Origin of the sequence: Methylocella sp. CPCC 101449, from assembly GCF_031921685.1 — a bacterium.
Classification (GTDB): Bacteria; Pseudomonadota; Alphaproteobacteria; order Rhizobiales; family Beijerinckiaceae; genus Terripilifer.
In genome coordinates, this window is sequence record NZ_JAPDHU010000001.1 from 1449714 (window position 1) to 1469727 (window position 20014).

Genomic DNA, 20014 nt, shown 5'->3' on the forward strand with positions numbered 1-20014 from the left:
AATGGTTCGCCATGTCCCTAGAAGACGATATCCGAACCCTGTCGGCGGTGCCGGTTTTCGATCAGATGGAAGTCGAGGCGATCCGTCTGATCGCTTTCTCAGGGATAACGCGCAATCTCAAAGCCGATGACGTGCTGTTCAAGGCGGGCGATCCGTCGGAAGGTGGCTATCTGGTGTTGAGCGGCCGCGTCGCGCTCGATCAGGGCGGCAGCGTCGCGCGCCATATCGCGGGTGCCGGCACGCTGATCGGCGAAGTGGCCTTGATCTCGGAAACCGAATGCGGCGCCACTGCCACGGCGCTGCAACCTTCGCAGGTGCTGTTCGTGTCGCGCGCGCTGTTTCGCCGCGTGCTCGGCGAATTTCCGGTGAGCGCCAACCGGCTCAAGACGCGCATGACTGAACGGCTGACGCGCACCAGCCGCGATCTGGCGCAGATGCGCGGCGTGTTGGAAGGCTGATGTAGGCCGCTGTGTCATACCGGACGCCGCAGGCGATCCGGTATCCAGGGGCGAGCGGTAAAGCGTTCAATCGCGCTAATATCCGCCTCAACGCTTCAAGACAATTCTCATTCGTCACACGCCCCTGGTTCCCGGATCGCTTCGCGTCCGGGATGACACCGAGGCTTCGAATTAATCCTCGAGATCGACGGTGACGGGCACGTGATCGGAGGGGCGATCCCAGCCGCGTGCGTCTTTCAAAATTTCCATCGTCTTCAATTGCGGCGCCAGGGTTTTGCTGAGCCAGATGTGATCGAGGCGGCGGCCTTTGTTGGCGGCTTCCCAATTGGGCGAGCGATAGCTCCACCATGTGAAAAGCCGCTCCGGCTCGGGCACAAGATGGCGGATGGCATCGACCCAGGGACCGGCGCCGAAGACGCGTTGCAGACGGTCCACTTCGATCGGCGTGTGGCTGATGATTTTCAGCAGCGCCTTGTGATTCCATACGTCGGTTTCAAGCGGCGCGATATTGAGATCGCCGACCAGGACCGACTTGCCATTGGCAAGGCCGTCGCTCTTCGTCCAGGCTTCAAGCTCGTCGAGGAAACTGAGCTTGTGTTCGAATTTCGGATTGAGCTGCGGATCGGGAATGTCGCCGCCGGCGGGAATGTAGAAATTATGTACGGTCACCGGTTCGGCGCCGAGCACGCCGGGATCGAAGGTCGCCGCGATATGGCGCGCGTCGCCCTTCTGGCAGAATTCCCGCGTGAACGATCTATCGAACGGCACGCGCGAAGCGATGGCGACGCCGTGATAGCCCTTCTGCGCATTGATCGCGATGTGCTTGTAGCCCATGGCCGTCAACGGCGCGGAGGGAAATTCCGCCTGCCGGCATTTGATTTCCTGCAGACACAGAATGTCAGGCTGATGCGATTGAACGAATCGCTCGATCAGCGGCATGCGCAGGCGGACGGAATTTATATTCCACGTGGCGATACGTTTGGTCATCGACTATCCAAGCTTCTCTCATGCATCCGATAGCATGCGAGGCGCTGAAGTCGAAATGGCCGAGCTGTGGTCGCTCGGCGGCCGATCAGTTGTTGTCGGTGCGGTCGTAGTTGATGCGGAAGAGGCTCGGGTCCGGCGTCTTCTTCAGGTCGACATTGCTCAGCACGACGCGGGTTTCATAACCCTGCGGGTCGGTGACGACCCAATTGCGCAGGCTGAAATCCGATGAGTTGAACACCAGCGAGATGCGCGATGTGCCGCCGAAAGTGGCCTTGTCCTCGATCTTGATCGTGGTCACGTCGGCAGCCTGGGTGACATCGAGAATCTTGGTGTCGCGGGCGAGGTCGATGTTCTGCTTGAGCAGGAATTTCAGCGGCGTCTGGCCGATGAAATAGAGATCCTGGGTGGCCAGCTTGCGATTGCGGATGGCGACGCTGGTGCCGTCGGCGATGATTTCCAGCGGCGAGGGCCGGTCATATTCGAAGCGCAGCTTGCCCGGCTTCTGCACCGAGAGCGTGCCGGACGTTTTCTTGCCGTCGTTGCCGGTCTGGGTGAAATCGCCGACCAGCGTGGTCACGCCGTTGAAATAGGCGTTGGCGCGCCGGACGGCCGCGGCGCCGTCTTGCGTGGCGATGCGGGCCGGCGGGGCGGCCTTGTCGATCGCCTGGGTGGCTGGTGCGGGCTTTTTGCCGCCGCCCAGAATATCCATCTGCGCCCAGGCGGGACCCATCGCGGGCGAAGCTGCGGAAATCGCGGCTCCAAGGCCCAGAACGAGCATAAAATGGCGCATTTCAACTGCCTTTCGAACGGTCATGGGCTTAAATAGGCACCGGTTATGGCGAATGTTCGGCCGTTACACGACCGTTTCAGTCATCCGGACCCGGGTCGAACGCGCCACGATCTACGCCACCACCCACCAGGATTTCACGTTTGCCGGCGTGATTTGCCGCACTGACAACGCCTTCTTGCTCCATCCGCTCGACCAAGGAGGCGGCCTTGTTGTAGCCGACCGACAGGCGCCGCTGGATGTAACTCGTCGAACATTTGCGGTCGCGCAGCACGATGGCCACGGCGCGGTCGTAATAGTCGCCCGATTCCTCGGCGTCCATCGAGCCGGGATAGGCCGCTTCGCCACCGCCGTCGTCGCTTTCGTCCTCGGTGGTGATGGCTTCCAGATATTCCGGCGTGCCCTGGGTCTTGAGATGGCCGACGATCTTTTCGACTTCCTGGTCCGAGACGAAGGGTCCGTGGACGCGCGAGATGCGGCCGCCGCCGGCCATATAGAGCATGTCGCCCTGGCCCAGCAGTTGTTCGGCGCCCTGCTCGCCCAGAATGGTGCGGCTGTCGATCTTCGAGGTCACCTGGAAGGAAATGCGCGTCGGGAAGTTGGCCTTGATCGTGCCGGTGATGACGTCGACCGAGGGGCGCTGCGTCGCCATGATGAGGTGGATGCCGGCGGCGCGCGCCATCTGCGCCAGACGCTGGATCGCGCCTTCGATGTCCTTGCCGGCGACCATCATCAGGTCGGCCATTTCGTCGACGATGACGACAATGAAAGGCAGACGGTCGAGATTCATCTCTTCCGTCTCGAAAATCGCTTCGCCGGTCTCGCGGTCATAGCCGGTCTGCACGGTGCGGGTGATGACCTCGCCCTTGGCGGCCGCTTCCGTGACGCGCGCGTTGAAGCCGTCGATGTTGCGCACACCGACCTTCGACATTTTCTTGTAGCGATCCTCCATCTCGCGCACGGCCCATTTAAGAGCCACGACGGCTTTCTTCGGATCGGTGACGACGGGGGTCAGCAGATGCGGAATGCCGTCGTAGATGGACAGTTCCAGCATCTTCGGATCGATCATGATCAGTTTGCACTCGTCGGGCTTGAGCCGATAGAGCAGCGACAGGATCATGGTGTTGATGGCGACCGACTTGCCCGAGCCGGTGGTGCCGGCGACGAGCAGATGCGGCATGCGCGCGAGATCGACGATGACCGGCTCGCCGCCGATGGTCTTGCCGAGCGCGATGGTCAGGCGGTGCTTCGACTTCTCGAAATCTTCCGAGGCGAGAAGTTCGCGCAGATAAACGGTTTCGCGACGCTGGTTCGGCAGTTCGATGCCGATGGCGTTGCGACCCTGCACGACGGCGACACGCGCCGAGACCGCTGACATGGAGCGGGCGATGTCGTCGGCGAGGCCAATGACGCGCGACGATTTGATGCCGGGCGCCGGCTCCAGTTCATAGAGCGTGACGACCGGGCCGGGGCGCACATTGATGATCTCGCCCTTGACGCCGAAGTCGTCGAGCACGCCTTCGAGCAGACGCGCATTCTGTTCGAGCGCGTCCTCGGAGAGTTTGCCGACGCTGAGCTTCTTGGCTTCGGCGAGCAGCAGCAGCGGCGGCAGTTCGTAGCGTGAACGGTCGAGGAAGGAGGGCTGGGCTTCGCGCGAGGCGCGCTTGCCCGGCTTGATCGCGGCCGCCGGTTTGGCGACGCGCGATTCCGCCGTCAGTTCGAGGTCTTGATTGGCGGCATCATATTGCGCGGCTTCGCGGGCGACGGGCACGTCGAAGGAAACCGGCGCATCGATGGTGATGCGGCGCGGCGGCTTGCGCGGCGCAGGCTCCGGCTCATAGTCGGGTTCGACGGGCGGTGTCACGCGGGCGCGGGGTTTCGGCTCGAAATCCGGCTCGTCGCGGTCGTCGTAAGTGGAACGTGCCGCCTTGCGGCTGAAGAGGCGGCCAAGAGTTGCCTTGCTGCGCAGCGCCAGATGGATGGCGCCACCGAGCAAGGTCAGCGCGAAGCCCGGTTCGCTGCCGCGATCTTCCTCGTCTTCCGGTTCGGCCGCGGCGCGGGCGCGCTTCTTCTTCGGCGGCAGATCGTATTCATCGGCCAGGGCTTCCTGCGGATCGTCGGCGACGCGGCCCATGGCGGCGGTGAAGGCGACGATGGCGACGGCACCGATGATGGCGGCGAAAACGCCGACGATGATGGTGCTGCCGCCGAGCCCGCGCCGGGGCAGCGCCAGCATGGCATCGCCGATGACGCCACCGAGGCCTGTCGGCAGCGGCCAGCTGCTGCTGGCGGGAAATAGGGAGACGATGCCGGCGGCGCAGACCACGCCGACGACCATGCACAGAATGCGGAAAGCGATGCGATCGAGGCGGCGGCGCGACAAGAGCGACACGGCCCAGCCGAGCAGAGGCGGTATGAAGCCGATCGAGGCCAGTCCGAACAATTGCATGCTCAGATCGGAGACGATGGCGCCGTTCTTGCCGAGCAGATTGCGGACGCGGCCGGAGGCGGCGTAGTTCAGGCTTGGGTCAAGCGCCGACCATGAGACCAGAGCGACGACGAAACACCCGGCGAGCACCAGCAGCAACAGGCCGGCGCTTTCGGCCAGACGGCGGCCGAAATAGAGGCGGACTGGATCGGGAATGCGTTCCAGTACCGATGAATTGTGGGTGCGCATCGTGCAAGCAAACAATCAGTCGCGAGGAATGGTCTGGCGGGCCGCCGCGTGAGCCTTAATGCTACGGTGCGCGCGGTTAATGCGCGCTTAACCTTACCCCTCCCGCACCATGCCATTTCGCCGTCTGACGGGTGAACGTCAAACGGCGAAACAGCCTGTTAAAATAAGCGGTTAGAGAGCTGCGCCTCGATCGAAGCGCGGTTTACTTCACGTCGACAAATGCTTCAGGATCGGCAGTTGGCGCACCGTTTTTCCCGTCGCTGCGCGCAGCGCATTGGCGACCGCCGGTCCGATCGGCGGTACGCCCGGTTCGCCGACGCCGGTCGGCGGCTCGTTCGACGCCACGATATGCACCTCCACCTTGGGCATCTGGTTGATGCGCAGGGGCGTGTAGGTGTCATAGTTCCGCTGGTCGACCACGCCGCCCGTTAGGGTCAGCTCTTCCTGCAGAATGGCGCCAAGGCCGAAGCCGATGCCGCCTTCCATCTGGGCGCGGATCTGATCGGGATTGATCGCCGTGCCGCAGTCGACGGCGCAGACGACCCGGTCGACCGAGAAGTCATTGCCACTTTTGACCGTGATCTCGACCACCTGCGCGACAAAAGTGGAGAAGCTTTCGTGCAGCGCCACGCCACGGAAGCGGCCCTGCGGCAGCGGCGTGCCCCAGCCGGCCTTTTCAGCGGCGAGTTTCAGCACCGCGGCATGGCGTGGATGCTTGTCGAGCATGGCGAGCCGGAAGTCGATCGGATCGCGCTTGGCCGCCGCCGCCAGTTCATCGACGAAAGTTTCCACCGCATAGGCCGTATGGGTGGAGCCGACGGAACGCCACCACAGCACGGGTATTTTGGAGGAGACCGTGGAGAGATCGACTTTCAGGTTGGGGATCGCATAGGGCATGTTGGCCGCGCCCTCGACCGAAGTCGGATCGATGCCGTCCTTGATCATCATGGCAAACGGACCGCCGTCCATGATCGACTGACCGACGATGTGGTCATAGAGCGCGATCAGTTTGCCATCCTTGTCGAGGCTCGCTTTCATCGCATGCACGTAAGCGGGACGGTAACGCCCGCCGCGCATATCGTTCTCGCGTGTCCATTGCACCTTCACCGGCTTGCCGGGGCCAAGCGCCTTGGCGATGGAAACCGCTTCGGCGATCAGATCGCCATCGGCGACGGCGCGACGGCCGAAGCTGCCGCCCGTCTTCATCACATGCAGAACGACTTTGTCCGGCGTCGTGCCGGCCACTTGCGCGGCGATCGCCTGATAGAGGCCCGGCATCTGATGGCCGCCCCAAACCTCGACGCGGCCGTCTTCGCTGATGCGCGCGACCGCGTTCAGCGGTTCGATGGCCGCATGCGCCAGATAGGGAAACTCATAGACTGCTTCGATCGTCTGCGCGCCCGTGCTGAAAGCGCCGGCGACATTGCCGTCATTGCGCGCGGTGACAGCGCCCGCGCCTTTGGCGAGTTTCTGATATTGGTCGAGCAGTTCCGCACTGCCACGTTGCTCGGCCTGGCTTTCGTCCCACTCGACCGATGTCAGGTCGCGGCCTTTCAAAGCGGCCCACATGTTGCGGCCGACGACGGCGATGCCGCGCGGGATCTGCACGACATCGACGACGCCGTCGAGAGCTTTCGCCTTCGACGCATCGAAACGCTTCACCTGCGCACCGAACTTCGGCGGATGGATCATCACCGCCGTCAGCAGGCCGTCCATCTTCACGTCAATGGTGTAGTTTTGCGTGCCGTTGGTCTTGCCGGTTGAATCGTAGCGCTTGAGCGTGGTGGAGCCGATCTGCGTCCAGCGCTCGCGCGGCTTCAGCGGCACGTTGGCGGGAATGGGCAGCGCGGCTGCCGCCGCCGCCAGATCGCCGAAGGTCACCGTTCGGCCTGCGGCATTGGTCAGCGTGCCGCCCGCGACCTTGATCTCGCTTTCCGGTACATTCCATTGCTTCGCCGCGGCTGAGACCAGCATGGCGCGCGCGGTGGCGCCGGCCTTGCGATAGCGCTCCCACGAGGATGTCATCGACGTCGAGCCGCCGGTGATCTGGAAGGCACCGCCCATGGCGAGATTGCCGTAGAGAGCGGTGGGGCCCCAGGCGCCGATCACGTCGACCTGCTTCCAGTCGCCGTCCAATTCCTCCATCACCAGGGTGGCGATGCCGAAATAGGAGCCCTGCCCCATTTCGAACTGCGAGGAGTGGATGACGATCCGGTTGTCAGGCGTGATCTCCACATAGGCCTGGAACGGATTGATGGCTTGCGGGGCCGGCGCGGTCTGGGCCTCGGCGGGTGAGACCGCCAGCTGGTAACCGATGGTCAGACCGGCCGTCGCGGCGGCGGTACCGATGAGGAAATGCCGGCGGGTCGGTTGGGCGGCGCCGGTTTGTGCGCGGAAGTGCAACATGATCAGCCTCCCAGCCGGTTGGAGGCTTCGTGGATGGCCGCACGGATGCGGTGATAAGTGGCGCAGCGACAGAGATTGCCGCTCATGGCCGAATCGATGTCGTCGTTCGAGGGTTTCGGCGTGTCGGTCAAAAGAGCGGTGGCCGACATGATCTGGCCGGACTGACAATAGCCGCATTGCGGCACGTCGAGTTCGCTCCAGACCTTTTGCACGGTTTCGGCGACCTTGCCCGACAGGCCTTCGATGGTGGTGATCGAAGCGCCGTCAATATTGCCGATCTCGGTCTGACACGCGCGCACCGGCGCGCCATCGACATGAACCGTGCAAGCGCCGCATTGCGCCATGCCGCAACCGAACTTCGTGCCGGTCAGGCCAATCACATCGCGGATTGCCCACAGCAGCGGCATCTGTGGGTCAACGTCCAGCGTGTGTGCTTTGCCGTTGAGGGTGAAAGCAACCATTCTGCGCTCCTCTGAGCTTCGATCTTTATGAGTTGTGTCGCCGGCGCCGGAGGGAAGGAGAAGGGCGGCGCCCCGCGCGGGAATCGTGGGGTTGCGGAACGATCCCATCAAGTGTGGCTCACGCCGTTGTGAAGGGACGCATCGCGCGGAGAAAATATCTCCGGGCAGAATTAATGCCTGTCGAAGGGCGATGGATTTTGTAAGGGATCGCAAACAAAAACGGCGCCCCGAAGGGCGCCGTTCGTGATCGCGAATGAGCGATGATCAGTTGTTGTAGGCACGCTCGCCGTGTTCGGCGATGTCGAGACCTTCGCGTTCCTGGTCGGGAGCGACGCGCAGGCCGATGATCAGATCGACGATCTTGTAGAGGATCGCCGAGCCGATGCCGGACCACAGCAGAGTGAAGATCACGGCCTTCACCTGCGCCATGAATGCCGGACCGAAGTCATAGACCGCGAGGGCCAGTTCGCCGGGCTTGCTTTCATAGTCGGGGATGCCGGCGCCGCCGAGTGCCTGGTTGACCAGGATGCCCGTGCCGAGCGCGCCGATGATGCCACCGATGCAATGGACGCCGAAGACGTCGAGCGAGTCGTCGTAGCCGAGTTTGTTCTTCACCGTCGCGACGAAGAAGAAGCAGACCACACCGGCGACGATGCCGAGGACGATCGAACCCATCGGTCCGGCGAAACCCGACGCCGGCGTGATGGCGACGAGACCGGCGATCGCACCCGAGACCATGCCGAGCAGCGACGGCTTGCCCTTCGCACCCCATTCCGCGAACAGCCAGGCGAGCGCCGCGGCCGACGTGGCAACGAAGGTGTTGAGGAAGGCCATGGCGGTGGTGCCGTTGGCTTCGAGGTTCGAACCGGCGTTGAAGCCGAACCAGCCGAACCACAGCAGCGAAGCGCCGACCATGGTCAGCGTCAGCGAGTGCGGCGCCATCATTTCACGCGGATAGCCGATGCGCTTGCCGAGCATCAGGCAGCCGACGAGACCAGCAATACCGGCGTTGATGTGAACGACCGTGCCGCCGGCGAAGTCGAGCGCGCCCCACTGGAACAGCATGCCGGCATCGAGCTTGACTTCGTCGAGCTTCGCCTGCGCCACTTTCTTGGCCGCTTCGTCAGCCGCGCCAGCCACTGCCTTGGCCGCATCGCCGATCGCATCCGGGCCGGCCCAGTACCAAACCATGTGGGCCATCGGGAAGTAGATCAGGCTCACCCAGAGAATGGTGAACAGCACCAGCGCCGAGAACTTCATGCGTTCGGCGAAGGCGCCGACGATGAGGGCCGGGGTGATGCAGGCGAAGGTCATCTGGAAGGCCAGATAAGCCATTTCCGGAACGACGACACCGTTCGAGAACGTGCCCGCCGTGGTTTCAGGCGTCACGCCCATCAAGAAGGCCTTGGAGAAGCCGCCGACGAAGTCGTTGAGGCTGCCGCCGTTGGTGAAGGCCAGCGAATAACCGTAGACGACCCAGATGATCGACACGAGACAGACGATCATGAAGACCTGGGTGAGCACCGACAACATGTTCTTGCTGCGCACGAGGCCGCCGTAGAACAGCGCGAGGCCGGGGATCGACATCAACATGACGAAGGCGGTGGCGACGAGCAGCCAAGCGGTGTCGCCCTTGTTGGGAACCGGGGCGGCCGCGGCCTGGGCGAAAGCCGGCAGAGCCGAGCCAAGCGCCAGGGTGCAGGCCAGGCCAGATAGGCCGGCAAACCTGCGAAGGTGAGGTATCAGTGTCATTAAGTTGCTCCTGGAGAAAGGCTTAAGGCTCAAAGCGCGTCGGAATCTTTTTCGCCCGTGCGGATACGGACGGCACGTTCGAGGGATGAGACGAAAATCTTGCCGTCGCCGATCTGGCCGGTGCGGGCGGCGGCGATGATGGCGTCAACGACCGTGTCGGTGAGTTCGGAGGCGACCGCGACTTCGATCTTCAGCTTCGGCAGGAAGCTGACAGCATATTCGGCGCCGCGATAAATTTCGGTATGGCCCTTTTGGCGGCCGTAACCTTTGACTTCGGAAACGGTGAGGCCGTGCACCCCAACGGCGGTGAGCGCATCGCGCACCTCGTCAAGCTTAAACGGCTTGATGATTGCCATGACTATCTTCATTCGCTTTTCCCTGCTTGGCCGCAAATTCGACGCGCGGAATGCGACGCCCCCGGCTAGTCACGCGGCGCATCGTACGGACGGCCCCGTGCTCGTTTGGGAATCAATCTGCGTGCCAAATGACTTAGGCGGGGCTGCTGCCGTGATTCGGCGCAGGGCGACAGGAATCTATGGCTAAAATTTAGGCAGATAAGGGGTCTCTGCCCAGAATCTGATCATTTCACCTGTGAAGCTTGGCTTCCGCGCGGCGCCGCGTCTTATTTGGCTGCCTTCGGCCGGATCAGCCCTTCCTGGGCGACGGAAGCGACCAAATCGCCATTGCGGGCATAGATGCTGCCACGGGTGAGGCCGAGAGCGCCATTGGCATTGGGGCTGTCTTGAACGTAGAGCAGCCATTCATCGGCACGGAACGGCCGGTGGAACCACAAAGCGTGGTCGAGGCTCGCCGCCTGCATTTCCTGGCTGAACACGGTGGTGCCGTGGGTGACGAGCGAGGTGTCGAGCAGGGTCATGTCGGAGAGATAGGCGAGCACGGCGCGGTGCAGGCCTGGGTCATCGGGCAGTTTGCGGCTGGCGCGCACCCAGGCGCGCTGCTCGGCCGGCCGGATTTCGCCGTCCTTCAGCGGCAGATAGCGGCCGAGATCGATCGGGCGCAGTTCGATCGGCCGTTCGCCGGTGAAATATTGCTTGATGACCGGCGGAATGATCTCGCCGTAATTCTTCATGATGTCGGCGAGACTGGGCAGGGAATCCGGATCGGGCACGTTCATCGGCATCGGCGTCTGATGCGAGAAGCCGTCTTCCTCAAGATGGAAGGAGGCCGAGAGAAAGAAGATCACCTGGCCGTTTTGGATGGCGACGCAGCGCCTTGTCGAAAAACTGCGGCCGTCGCGCACCCGCTCCACCTGATAGACGATGGGTTTCACGGAATCGCCGGGCAGGATGAAATAGCCGTGCAGGGAATGCATCGGCTTGTCGGGATCGACCGTGCGGGCGGCGGCCGTCGCCGCCTGGGCGATCACCAGGCCGCCGAATGTGCGCCGCCAGCTCGTGCGCAAGCCGACACCGCGAAAAATGGTCTCCTCGATCTGTTCGAGATCGAGGAGATGCACAATGTCGTTGTCGCTATTGTCGCTGGCCATCGCACACACCCGGAAAACGGTCGTTGAACCTTCCTAGGGGTGTTCGCGCCGGCCCGTCAAATCGGCGATTTTAAGGGTGAATCGCCTCGCCGTGCATCGACAGATCGAGGCCCTCGCGCTCCTGATCGGCGCTGACGCGCAAGCCGATGGTCAGGTCGAGGGCTTTCAGCACGATGGCCGTGCCGATCACACACCAGATAATGGTGACGATGACGCCGATGGCTTGAATGCCGAGCTGGCGAACATTGCCTTCGAGGAGGCCGGCGACGCCGGGCGCATCGGGCGCGGCGGAGAGAGCAGCGGTGGCGAAGACGCCGGCGGCCAAGGTGCCGAGAATGCCACCGACACCGTGAACGCCGAAGACGTCGAGGGAATCGTCATATTTGAGCCGCGTCTTGATCGCCGTGCAGAAATAGAAGCAGACGATGCCGGCGACCGCGCCGATGATCAGGCCATGCCAGGGCAGGACGAAGCCGGAGGCCGGCGTGATCGTGCCGAGGCCGGCGATGGCGCCGGAAATGACGCCGAGCACCGACGGCTTGCCGCGTTCGATCCATTCGAGCGCGCTCCAGGCGATGGCGCCGGCGCACGCGGCGAGATGGGTGGCAACGATGGCGAAGACGGCGCGCGAGCCCGCACCCAGCGCCGAGCCGCCATTGAAGCCGAACCAGCCGACCCACAGCAGGCCGGTGCCGACCACCGCGAGGGTGAGATCGAAGGGCGACATGTTCTCGCGGCCCCAGCCCTGGCGGCTGCCGATCATATAGCAGGCGACGAGGCCGGCGACGCCGGCATTGATATGCACCACCGTGCCGCCGGCGAAATCGATGACGCCGAGGCTCGCTAGCCAGCCGCCGCCCCACACCATATGCGCCAGCGGCACATAGACGACGAACAGCCAGAGCACGCAGAACCAGCAGAAAGCCGAGAATTTCATGCGATCGGCCACGGCGCCGCCGACCAGCGCGCAGGTAATCACCGCGAAGGTCATCTGATAGGCGGCGAACAGCAGTTCCGGGATGGTCTTGGCTGCCGGATTGATCGACTCCAGGCCGATGCCGGCGAAGAAGATGCGATCGAACGAACCGAAAATGCTGCCCTCGCCGGCGAAGGTCAGCGAATAGCCGGCGACGAACCACAGGATCGAGACGATGGCGGTGGCCGCTGCGCTCTGCGCCATGGTGGCGAGCACGTTCTTTTTGCGCACCATGCCGCAATAAAACAGCGCCAGGCCGGGCAAGGTCATGAGCAGCACGAGGCCGGTGGCGATGATCATGAAGCCGGTATCGGCCGGATCGATTTTCATCGTTTCTTGTGCATGCGCTGCCGTCGTCGCCAGCATGGTTGCCGCGGCGGCCGTTCCTACCAAACGCTTCATCCGAAATGCCCCTGCCTTAAAATCCTGCGGTTTGGGCAAATTATGAGCAAATCTTATGCCAAATGCTCGAATAAGCGGCGGAAGATCGGGGCGGCTGCGCAATCGCGGTTCAGCGGGCGGGATTCACGCGTGTCCTGAAGCCGTGACTAATCCGGCGGCGGCTTAGATGCAGCGAATCGCGGCAAAGTGCCTATTTTCTATTCACATCGATAAGCCTGACCGTGTGGATAGGCCGTGATACAAGCGCGCATCAGGGATTTTCGCAGATGCGTAGCAGTCATGATGTCATCGTCGTCGGCGGCGGCCTGTCGGGGCTGGTGCTGGCGACGGCGTTGAAGCGGCAGGCCGGTTCGGCGCTTTCGGTCGCGCTGGTCGACGGCGCGCTCGCCCGCCCGCGCCGGCATCATCGCACCTCGGCGGTGGCGCCGGGACCGCGGATCATGTTGGAGCGGCTGGGCATCTGGCCCGAGGTGGCCGACCGGGCGGCGGCGGTGACGCGGATGGAAATCTCCGATTCCCGGCTTTCCGATGCGGTGCGCATCCCCAACCTCACCTTCGACAGCGCCGATGTAAAAGGCTCCGTTCTCGCCCACATCGCCTTCCATGCCGATCTGGAAGAGGCGGCGCAGCGCGCGGCCGCCACTGCCGGCGTGGACTTCAAGCCGGTGCATGCCGCGTCTTTCGAAGCTGGCGTGGCCATGGCGCGGCTGCGGCTTGCCGATGGCACTGAGATGACGGCGCGGCTGGTAGTCTCGGCCGATGGCAGCCGTTCGTCGCTGCGCGATCAGGCCGGGCTGAAATCGATCGCCTGGGACTATCAGCGCACGGCTCTGGCCGCGACCATTGGCCATGAAGCCGATCATGAGGGCGTGGCGGTTCAGCATTTTCTCGAATCCGGCCCGATCGCCATGCTGCCTCTGCCGGGGCGGCGTTCGTCGCTGATCTGGACGGCGACGCCCGATGAGGCGAGTGCGGCGATGGCGCTCACGGACGACGCCTTTCTCGCGGAAGTCGAGCGGCGCGTCGGCCATCGCTGGGGCGCGCTGAGCCTTGTCGATCAGCCGCTGACCTTTCCGCTGACTTTCGCGCTGGCGCGCACGTTCGTTGCGCCGCGCTTTGCCCTGGTAGGCGATGCGGCGCATCGCATTCACCCGCTTGCCGGGCAAGGCCTCAATCTGGCGCTGCGCGATGTCGGCTGCCTCACCGATGCGATCATCGATCAGGCGTCGCTGGGCCTCGACATCGGTTCCGACATCACGCTGAAGTCTTATGAATCATCGCGCCGCTTCGATTCCGCCGTCTCGGCGATGGGCGTCGATCTGTTGCATCACATCTACAAGATGAAAGGTCCGCTCGCCGATCTGCGCCGCAGCGGCGTCGCCGTGGTTGAGAATTCGCGGCTGTTGAAGCGCGCTTTGCTCAACGAAGCGATGGGCCTGTCGGGCGTGCCGCCGCGCCTGTTTCGCGCGGAGAAAGCGGCGGCTTAATCCTCCAGCCGTCTTGCCTCATCGATGATGAGAATCGGAATGCCGTCGCGCACCGGATAGGCATAGCGCGCCGATTCGGAAATCAGCTCCTGCGCTTCGCGATCATAGGTCAAAGGACCGCGCGTTACCGGGCATACCAGAACCTGCAACAGGCGTTGATCCATCACCGTGCGATCGTCGGCGGCGGGCGGCTCGCGCGGGCCCTCCGGTTCGACGGGAACAGGTATGTTGTCGCTGTCGCTCATTGCAAGGCGGAAGGCGGTGTCGTGCCGTCGCGCGCCAGTTCGAATTCGGTGATGGCGACGAGGGTTTCGGCGCGGCTCTTGAGGTCGTCGGCTTCCAGCAGCGCCTGTTTCTCGCTCGGGCCGAACGGGCTCATCATCGACAAAGCATTGATCAGCGCCTCGGTGGGCGCGCGTTGAATCTCGTCCCAGTCGATGCGTAGGCCGCGCGCCTTGGTGAAGGTGCGCAGCGCATCGACGACGCTCGGCCGATCGACTTCGTCCTCGCCGGCATTGGCTTCGAGATCATGGGCGAACTCGGTGTAGGAGACGCGGCACCGGCGATAGAGATGCTGCATCGGCAGTTCGTCGACGATGCGGAAACGGCACACGCCCGACAACGTGATGAGATAGCGGCCGTCGCCGGATTCGGCGATCTGTGTGATGCGGCCGACGCCGCCCACCGCATGCAGCGAGGGATGATCGAACTGCGCGCTGGCCTCCGTGGCGCTCGGTTGAATCATGCCGACGAGACGGTCGCTCTTCATCGCATCGTCGAACAGGGCGAGATAGCGCGGTTCGAAAATGTTCAGCGGCAGTTGCGTGCGCGGCAGCAGGATGGCGCGCGGCAGCGGAAACACCGGGATCGTCTCGGCGAGGTCCGAAATGGATCGATAGGGTTTGTTGATCGCCATACCGGACCCTCGCTGATTTAAGAAAACAAAGCCGCCGACAGTTTGCGCCGGGCCGAAATCGTCTCTTCGTCCATATGGCCCCAGGCCTCGAAGAACTGCACGAGCTGCTTGCGCGCGCCGTCGTCGTTCCAATTGCGATCGCGCTTGATGATGGCGATCAACTGATCGGTGGCGGCCTCGCGCTTGCCTTGCGCATTGAGCGCCAGCGCCAGATCGAAACGCGCCTGATTGTCGGCCGGATTGGCTTGCACCTTGGCTTCGAGTTCGGCGGTCTCGCCGAGATTGCCGGATTGTTCGGCGATCTCGATAGCGGCCTTGGCGGCAGTAATGGCCGGATCGTTCTCGCTGCCCTTCGGCGTCTGCGCCAAAGCGGCGCGGGCCTGTTCGAGATCGCCCAGGGCGACGAGCACGCGCACCAGGCCGCCGAGCGCCTTGGTGTTGGCCTCGTCTTCCTGCAGAGCGGCGGCGAAGGTTTCGGCGGCCGCTTCATGCTCGCCGGCGGCGAGGGCGGCTTCCGCTTCGGCGATCAGATCGTCGGCGGCGCCGGTGAGCGGGCCGACGAGCCGTTCGATGAAATTCTTGATCTGGCCTTCCGGCAGCGCGCCCATGAAACCGTCGACCGGCTGGCCGCGCTGAAAGGCGATGACGGCGGGAATCGACTTGATGCCGAGCTGGCCGGCGATCTGCGGATGCTCGTCGATGTTCATCTTCACCAGGCGCACCTTGCCCTGGGTCGACTGGACCACTTTTTCCAGCACCGGGGCGAGCTGCTTGCAGGGGCCGCACCACGGCGCCCAGAAATCGACCAGAACGGGCTGGCGCGCCGATTCGGCGATGACGTCGACGCGGAAGCTGGCGCTGGTGACGTCCTTGATGGCCTCCGCACCGCCCGTGGCCGCGCCGTCGCCGATGATCATCTGGTCGTTCATCTCAATTACCCCGAAGTCTTTCACGCGGACGCGGCCCGCCGGCTTGTCTTAAAACCACTTGCCTCAAAACATATGCCACATATGGCGCCGAGAATACCGTTTCGCTACCGGCTTCTACCGTCTTTTGTCCCGTTAGTCCGCGAGTGGCAGCACCAGCGGTGGATGGCCCGTCGCTTCGAGAAAACGCCGGAAGTCGGCCATCTTGATGCTAGTGGTCATCGTATTGGTGAGGGGGTGGCAGTTGATGATTTCGGCCCCGGCCAGCGCCGGGTCGAGAACGAACTGCACCGCGTGGGTTTTGTCGTTCACCAGGCCGAAGGGGGTGACGGAACCTGGCGTCACGCCCAGAAATTCCAGCATCTTGTCCTCTGAGCCGAACGACAGCCGGCCGGCGGCGCCAAGTTTGCGGTGCAGGCCGTTGAGGGCGATTTTCGTGCTCTCCTTAGCGGTGACCAGGAAAAACTTCGATTTCCGGTCCCACAGGAACAGATTCTTGGTGTGGGCGCCGGCGATGGTGTCGTGCAGGTGGCGCGATTCCTCCACCGTGAACACCGGGCCGTGGCTCTCCGTCGATGTTTCGACGCCGATTTCGTCGAAATAGCGGAACAATTCCTCCGGTGTGCTGGCCATGGGTGTGCGTGTCGCCTTTTGCGCTGATTCTTCGATTCAGGGCCGTTTAGGGCAAAATGCCGCTGAAATCACCGGTGATATGAGAGAAAAATCGCGCATCAGGCGTGTTGCAATCGCGAAAGGAATCCGGCATATACGCCGCCGGAAGCGACGGCGTCCACGTGACGCGGGTGTAGCTCAGGGGTAGAGCACAACCTTGCCAAGGTTGGGGTCGAGGGTTCGAATCCCTTCGCCCGCTCCAATTTCAGATATCAAAGGCTGGCACGGCGACCTTCGGGTCGCCGCCTTTGTTTTGCTGCCGGCGTTCTCTCGCAGGGGCGGATTTCTTCCGACATTCCACGCTCACCTGCGGAAGCTCGCGGGGATCGTTAGCCTGAAGCCGAGGGAGGATTGATCGGAGATACCTAAGCCTTGGGCTGCGCCATATCCGCATCCGCGCAAATTATGAGATCAACTTAGGAAAAAATTGTTTCGATTGGCCCAGAATATTGAGAACGCTTGGGGGCCACATGAAATCGATATTTTCATTCTTACTGATCCTCTCGGCGATCACACCGCTTTCTGCGCAACAAGAAAATGCAGAAAAAAACCTCCAGATAATCGAAGGAAATGTTCAGCACGAGCGTCGAGCACGCAGAGAAATTTGGGACGAAGCCCAACACCTAGTCTTGAAACGCGACTTTTCCGAACTTGAACGGATATCAACCCTATATCGCAACGAAAAGTCCTTGACGCCGAGTGGCGATTGGAAACTGAGGCATTTTTACAATGCGCTTGCGTCAACAAAAACGTCGTTCGATGAAAGCGAGCTAGAGGGTGCAAGACGGCGCGAGCGCGTTGCCAGAGAGTGGCTGGAAAAAATACCAACTTCTCCTACAGCAAGCGTCCTTATTGCTAGCGAGCTACTCGCACAAGGATGGACACAACGTGGCTATGGTCCGGGATCCAGCGTTTCCGATAAGCAAGCTAGGATATTCCGTGCGTTTGTTCGTGACGCGAAAGCGCAACTGGTGGCCTCGGCCTCATACGCTAAGGTAGATCCTGAATGGCATCATATGATGATTGAAACTATGATGCTTGAAGGCGGGCCGGTCGATGAATATTTCGGCGCGCTTCATCAAGCGCTGAACCTTGCTCCAACGTATATTCCTCTCGCCGCGAGCGCTGTGCGTCGTTTTCAACCGAAATGGGGCGGCTCGATAGATGACCTTGACGCGATCATAAATTCGATTGCGAGCCGCAACAACGTGGAAGACGGCAAGATCATGTACACCCGCATGTACATCGCCGTATCTAGGGAACTGACAAGCCCGGCCATGACCAATATCTTTCGAGATTCAAAAGCTGATTGGTCCAAGGTCAAAGAAGGCTTCGAGGCGCTGTTGGCGCGCCATCCTACGTTATGGAACAAAAATCTGTTCGCTGAGTTCGCTTGTGATGCAGGCGATGGTGAAACATTTGAGCGATTAATTAAGGAAAACATTTTGGAGGAGCGGCTGTGGGCTTACAACAGCCGCCTCAGAGTATGCCTGAATTGGGCCGGCCCGGGCGCTGGTCCTTCTAACGATTAGCACTTTGACCGGTCTCACGTCGTGCGAGGATCCCATGTTCGAGATCGCGAAACGTTTGTGGGGCAGCAGGGGGCGGGCGCAGCCAAGCAGCGTCGTGACGGTCGATAAAATGCGCGAGGTCTTTGCCTATGGCGCTGAGAAGGGCGTGACCGGATTGAGCCTGCCGGAACAGGAAGTGCGGGGCAATAAAACGCAGAATCTCGCGCGGTTGATCGACTGGCAGGCGGAGCCGCGCGACTGGACGATCAAGGTGGCGATCAAGCAATTTCAGCTTGGCGACACGCTGGTCATCCCGCCGCATATCAAATGGTCGGCCAATCCGCTGTTCGCTTATGTCGGCATCGTCGATGGCGCGGTGGAATTTCGCTGCGGCAACGATCGGGCCTCGGCGTGGTTTCTGTGCCCGAAGGCCGAACAGGCCGAGGACATCAGCAAGATCGAGACGCTGTTTCAATTCTGGTACGACAAGTTCGGTCTGCCGCAAAGCCTGACCGGCGGCGCGGCATCCGTCGATGGTGCAACGACGGCATCGGACACGCCGATCCGCGGCTTCAAAGTTTTCGCCCATCGCTATCCCAATCACACGTCATCGCCGCGCGTGACGTTGTCCGCGCCACAGTTGGCGGAAGCTTTGTCGCGCGAGATGGATGTCGCCTGGTTCGGCACCACGCCCGAGATGACCCATTTCGCCGTGACCGATCTGTCGCCAGGTACGGGCGATCACGAAGGCGCCATCGCCTTCGACTTCGGTCCTTATGATGAAAGCGCTGAGGGTTTCACGACACGTCATACGGTGATCGTGCGCACGACAGCGGGCGGCGGCTTCATGCTGCTGGTGCAGGATGCGGCGGCGGCTTATGGACCGAAGGTCGCCGATTTCTTCGACAAGGTCATTGCCGAAGCGTCTCATCCTTTGTCCTGATGTCCCGTTTCGCGGGTTCTTGGCTGTCGCATGTCGACAGCGCCGCTGGCGCCGTGCAAAGTGGCGATCAGACGATGAGACCCGCATTCGGCTGATGACCCAAGCTGTTACGTCCCATGAAACCCTGCATCGCGACGATGTCGCGGTTTTGGTCGCGCCGGAATGGGCGTTTCGGGCAGCGCAACATCTCCTGCAACAGCCGGTCGACGCGGCGATTGCCGCGCTGCTGGAAGAGGTCGGCGATCAGGCGCAGGCTGATCGCGCCTGGATGTTCGAATATGACGACGCCCTGCTGCGCTTTCGCAATACGCATGAATGGTGTCGCGCCGGTGTCTCGTCCTTCGTCGACGATCTCCAGGACGCGCCGGTCACGATGATTGCCTGGTTGCAGCAATATCTGCAGAACAATCGTGCGGTGATGATCCATCGCGTTCAAGCCCTGCCGCGCGCCGCGCGGCCATTGCAGGTCGAGATGCTGCGCCAGGGCGATCGCAGCGTGCTGAGCGTACCGGTGTTTCACGGCGAGCGATTGCGCGCCTGTATCGGCTTCGATGCGGTGCGCCATGAAAAGTCGTGGTCGTCGGCGGAAATCAAAGCGCTGTTTCAATGCGCCGACCTGATTGCCAGCGCGCGTTATGGCGCGGCCGACAAGCCTTCGACGGCGGGACGGAACGACTTCGCGCCGTTGATCTATCTGCGCAAGCGCGGCGGCGTGCGCGGCGTCACGCCCGACATGATCGTCGGCCTGCGTTCGGCACGCAATTACACAGAAGTCTGGCTGACCGACGGCTCGTCCGTTCTCGATCTGCGCGCGCTGGCGATCTGGTCGGCACTGGTGCCGGCTGCCGCTTTCTTGCGCATCCATCGCACCGCTATCGTTAACACGATGCACATTCGCGATGTCGAGCGACCGGCGAATGGTAAATGGCAGGCCTGGATGCGCGGCCTGCAAAATCCATGGGCCGTCTCGCGTTCCTATCGCCAGGAGCTGCGCACGCGGCTCGGCATCTGATGCGCTTCATGCGTGCTGTTTGACCGACCGGCATGTCGATTGGTCCTGATCGTCTTGTCGGTTGCATGAAGCTGGTTCTTTATGACGGGGCTTGCCGCGATTCTGGGGGCTGCATATGGGCGAAGCGGGACGGC

The 20014-nt window shown here is 62.4% G+C and carries 18 protein-coding genes and 1 tRNA gene; 6 read left to right on the forward strand and 13 right to left on the reverse strand.

Annotated features, from left to right (window positions below):
* Positions 1–11: 11 nt before the first annotated feature.
* Complete coding sequence (locus OIM99_RS06675; protein ID WP_311849548.1) at positions 12–458, forward strand: cyclic nucleotide-binding domain-containing protein; 447 nt, start codon at positions 12–14, stop codon at positions 456–458.
* A 171-nt stretch (positions 459–629) separates the two neighbouring features.
* Here the strand turns inward: OIM99_RS06675 and OIM99_RS06680 are convergent, their stop codons facing one another.
* The 9 genes from OIM99_RS06680 to OIM99_RS06720 all read right to left on the reverse strand — a co-directional run bounded on the left by OIM99_RS06680 (position 630) and on the right by OIM99_RS06720 (position 12413).
* Positions 630–1445 carry an exodeoxyribonuclease III gene (locus OIM99_RS06680; protein ID WP_311849549.1) on the reverse strand — a complete coding sequence of 272 codons (816 nt, stop codon included), beginning with the start codon at positions 1443–1445 and terminating at the stop codon, positions 630–632.
* Between the two features lie 85 nt (positions 1446–1530).
* Complete coding sequence (locus OIM99_RS06685) at positions 1531–2235, reverse strand: outer-membrane lipoprotein carrier protein LolA (protein WP_311849550.1); 705 nt, start codon at positions 2233–2235, stop codon at positions 1531–1533.
* A 76-nt stretch (positions 2236–2311) separates the two neighbouring features.
* Positions 2312–4909: a DNA translocase FtsK gene (locus OIM99_RS06690; protein ID WP_311849551.1), complete on the reverse strand. Its 2598-nt coding sequence runs from the start codon at positions 4907–4909 to the stop codon at positions 2312–2314.
* 207 nt (positions 4910–5116) lie between these two features.
* A complete protein-coding gene (locus OIM99_RS06695) occupies positions 5117–7315 on the reverse strand; it encodes a xanthine dehydrogenase family protein molybdopterin-binding subunit (RefSeq protein ID WP_311849552.1) in 2199 nt (732 codons plus the stop codon).
* Positions 7316–7317: 2 nt separating this feature from the next.
* Positions 7318–7776 carry a 2Fe-2S iron-sulfur cluster-binding protein gene (locus OIM99_RS06700; RefSeq protein WP_311849553.1) on the reverse strand — a complete coding sequence of 153 codons (459 nt, stop codon included), beginning with the start codon at positions 7774–7776 and terminating at the stop codon, positions 7318–7320.
* Between the two features lie 264 nt (positions 7777–8040).
* On the reverse strand, positions 8041–9528 hold the full coding sequence (locus OIM99_RS06705; RefSeq protein ID WP_311849554.1) for an ammonium transporter: 1488 nt from the start codon (positions 9526–9528) through the stop codon (positions 8041–8043).
* A 29-nt stretch (positions 9529–9557) separates the two neighbouring features.
* On the reverse strand, positions 9558–9896 hold the full coding sequence (locus OIM99_RS06710) for a P-II family nitrogen regulator (RefSeq protein ID WP_311849555.1): 339 nt from the start codon (positions 9894–9896) through the stop codon (positions 9558–9560).
* A 254-nt stretch (positions 9897–10150) separates the two neighbouring features.
* Positions 10151–11035 carry an acyl-CoA thioesterase II gene (locus tag OIM99_RS06715; protein ID WP_311849556.1) on the reverse strand — a complete coding sequence of 295 codons (885 nt, stop codon included), beginning with the start codon at positions 11033–11035 and terminating at the stop codon, positions 10151–10153.
* 70 nt (positions 11036–11105) lie between these two features.
* Complete coding sequence (locus OIM99_RS06720) at positions 11106–12413, reverse strand: ammonium transporter (RefSeq protein WP_409371478.1); 1308 nt, start codon at positions 12411–12413, stop codon at positions 11106–11108.
* Positions 12414–12679: 266 nt separating this feature from the next.
* On the opposite strand from OIM99_RS06720, the gene OIM99_RS06725 reads away from it, so the two are divergent.
* Positions 12680–13900, forward strand: a complete 1221-nt coding sequence (locus OIM99_RS06725; RefSeq protein ID WP_311849557.1) for an FAD-dependent monooxygenase — start codon at positions 12680–12682, stop codon at positions 13898–13900.
* On the opposite strand, the gene OIM99_RS06730 is transcribed toward OIM99_RS06725, so the two are convergent.
* The 4 genes from OIM99_RS06730 to OIM99_RS06745 form a co-directional block, all read right to left on the reverse strand.
* Positions 13897–14064, reverse strand: coding sequence for a Trm112 family protein (locus OIM99_RS06730; RefSeq protein WP_311850364.1), 168 nt, complete (start codon positions 14062–14064; stop codon positions 13897–13899). The two genes, OIM99_RS06725 and OIM99_RS06730, sit on opposite strands and share 4 nt — an antisense overlap.
* A gap of 77 nt (positions 14065–14141) precedes the next feature.
* Positions 14142–14816 (reverse strand): LON peptidase substrate-binding domain-containing protein, encoded by a 675-nt coding sequence (locus tag OIM99_RS06735; protein WP_311849559.1) that lies wholly within the window; start codon positions 14814–14816, stop codon positions 14142–14144.
* A gap of 17 nt (positions 14817–14833) precedes the next feature.
* A complete protein-coding gene (gene trxA / locus OIM99_RS06740) occupies positions 14834–15745 on the reverse strand; it encodes a thioredoxin (protein WP_409371479.1) in 912 nt (303 codons plus the stop codon).
* A gap of 132 nt (positions 15746–15877) precedes the next feature.
* Positions 15878–16375, reverse strand: a complete 498-nt coding sequence (locus OIM99_RS06745) for a prolyl-tRNA synthetase associated domain-containing protein (RefSeq protein WP_311849560.1) — start codon at positions 16373–16375, stop codon at positions 15878–15880.
* 166 nt (positions 16376–16541) lie between these two features.
* On the opposite strand from OIM99_RS06745, the gene OIM99_RS06750 reads away from it, so the two are divergent.
* From OIM99_RS06750 to OIM99_RS06765, 4 genes are all read left to right on the forward strand, one after another.
* Positions 16542–16616, forward strand: a tRNA-Gly gene (locus OIM99_RS06750).
* 268 nt (positions 16617–16884) lie between these two features.
* Positions 16885–17946 carry a hypothetical protein gene (locus OIM99_RS06755; RefSeq protein ID WP_311849561.1) on the forward strand — a complete coding sequence of 354 codons (1062 nt, stop codon included), beginning with the start codon at positions 16885–16887 and terminating at the stop codon, positions 17944–17946.
* A gap of 34 nt (positions 17947–17980) precedes the next feature.
* Positions 17981–18868, forward strand: a complete 888-nt coding sequence (locus OIM99_RS06760) for a hypothetical protein (RefSeq protein ID WP_311849562.1) — start codon at positions 17981–17983, stop codon at positions 18866–18868.
* Between the two features lie 94 nt (positions 18869–18962).
* Complete coding sequence (locus OIM99_RS06765; protein ID WP_311849563.1) at positions 18963–19880, forward strand: LytTR family transcriptional regulator DNA-binding domain-containing protein; 918 nt, start codon at positions 18963–18965, stop codon at positions 19878–19880.
* The last annotated feature ends 134 nt before the right edge of the window (positions 19881–20014 follow it).

Bases quoted from the DNA above. Each gene is read 5' to 3' on its own strand.
- OIM99_RS06690 (WP_311849551.1), bottom strand. From the start codon at position 4,909: ATGCGCACCCACAATTCATCGGTACTGGAACGCATTCCCGATCCAGTC.
- OIM99_RS06760 (WP_311849562.1), top strand. From the start codon at position 17,981: ATGTTCGAGATCGCGAAACGTTTGTGGGGCAGCAGGGGGCGGGCGCAG.
- OIM99_RS06730 (WP_311850364.1), bottom strand. From the start codon at position 14,064: ATGGATCAACGCCTGTTGCAGGTTCTGGTATGCCCGGTAACGCGCGGT.
- OIM99_RS06715 (WP_311849556.1), bottom strand. From the start codon at position 11,035: ATGGCCAGCGACAATAGCGACAACGACATTGTGCATCTCCTCGATCTC.
- OIM99_RS06710 (WP_311849555.1), bottom strand. From the start codon at position 9,896: ATGAAGATAGTCATGGCAATCATCAAGCCGTTTAAGCTTGACGAGGTG.
- trxA (WP_409371479.1), bottom strand. From the start codon at position 15,745: ATGAACGACCAGATGATCATCGGCGACGGCGCGGCCACGGGCGGTGCG.
- OIM99_RS06705 (WP_311849554.1), bottom strand. From the start codon at position 9,528: ATGACACTGATACCTCACCTTCGCAGGTTTGCCGGCCTATCTGGCCTG.
- OIM99_RS06700 (WP_311849553.1), bottom strand. From the start codon at position 7,776: ATGGTTGCTTTCACCCTCAACGGCAAAGCACACACGCTGGACGTTGAC.
- OIM99_RS06685 (WP_311849550.1), bottom strand. From the start codon at position 2,235: ATGCGCCATTTTATGCTCGTTCTGGGCCTTGGAGCCGCGATTTCCGCA.
- OIM99_RS06735 (WP_311849559.1), bottom strand. From the start codon at position 14,816: ATGGCGATCAACAAACCCTATCGATCCATTTCGGACCTCGCCGAGACG.
- OIM99_RS06725 (WP_311849557.1), top strand. From the start codon at position 12,680: ATGCGTAGCAGTCATGATGTCATCGTCGTCGGCGGCGGCCTGTCGGGG.
- OIM99_RS06755 (WP_311849561.1), top strand. From the start codon at position 16,885: ATGAAATCGATATTTTCATTCTTACTGATCCTCTCGGCGATCACACCG.
- OIM99_RS06720 (WP_409371478.1), bottom strand. From the start codon at position 12,413: ATGAAGCGTTTGGTAGGAACGGCCGCCGCGGCAACCATGCTGGCGACG.
- OIM99_RS06745 (WP_311849560.1), bottom strand. From the start codon at position 16,375: ATGGCCAGCACACCGGAGGAATTGTTCCGCTATTTCGACGAAATCGGC.
- OIM99_RS06675 (WP_311849548.1), top strand. From the start codon at position 12: ATGTCCCTAGAAGACGATATCCGAACCCTGTCGGCGGTGCCGGTTTTC.
- OIM99_RS06680 (WP_311849549.1), bottom strand. From the start codon at position 1,445: ATGACCAAACGTATCGCCACGTGGAATATAAATTCCGTCCGCCTGCGC.
- OIM99_RS06765 (WP_311849563.1), top strand. From the start codon at position 18,963: ATGACCCAAGCTGTTACGTCCCATGAAACCCTGCATCGCGACGATGTC.
- OIM99_RS06695 (WP_311849552.1), bottom strand. From the start codon at position 7,315: ATGTTGCACTTCCGCGCACAAACCGGCGCCGCCCAACCGACCCGCCGG.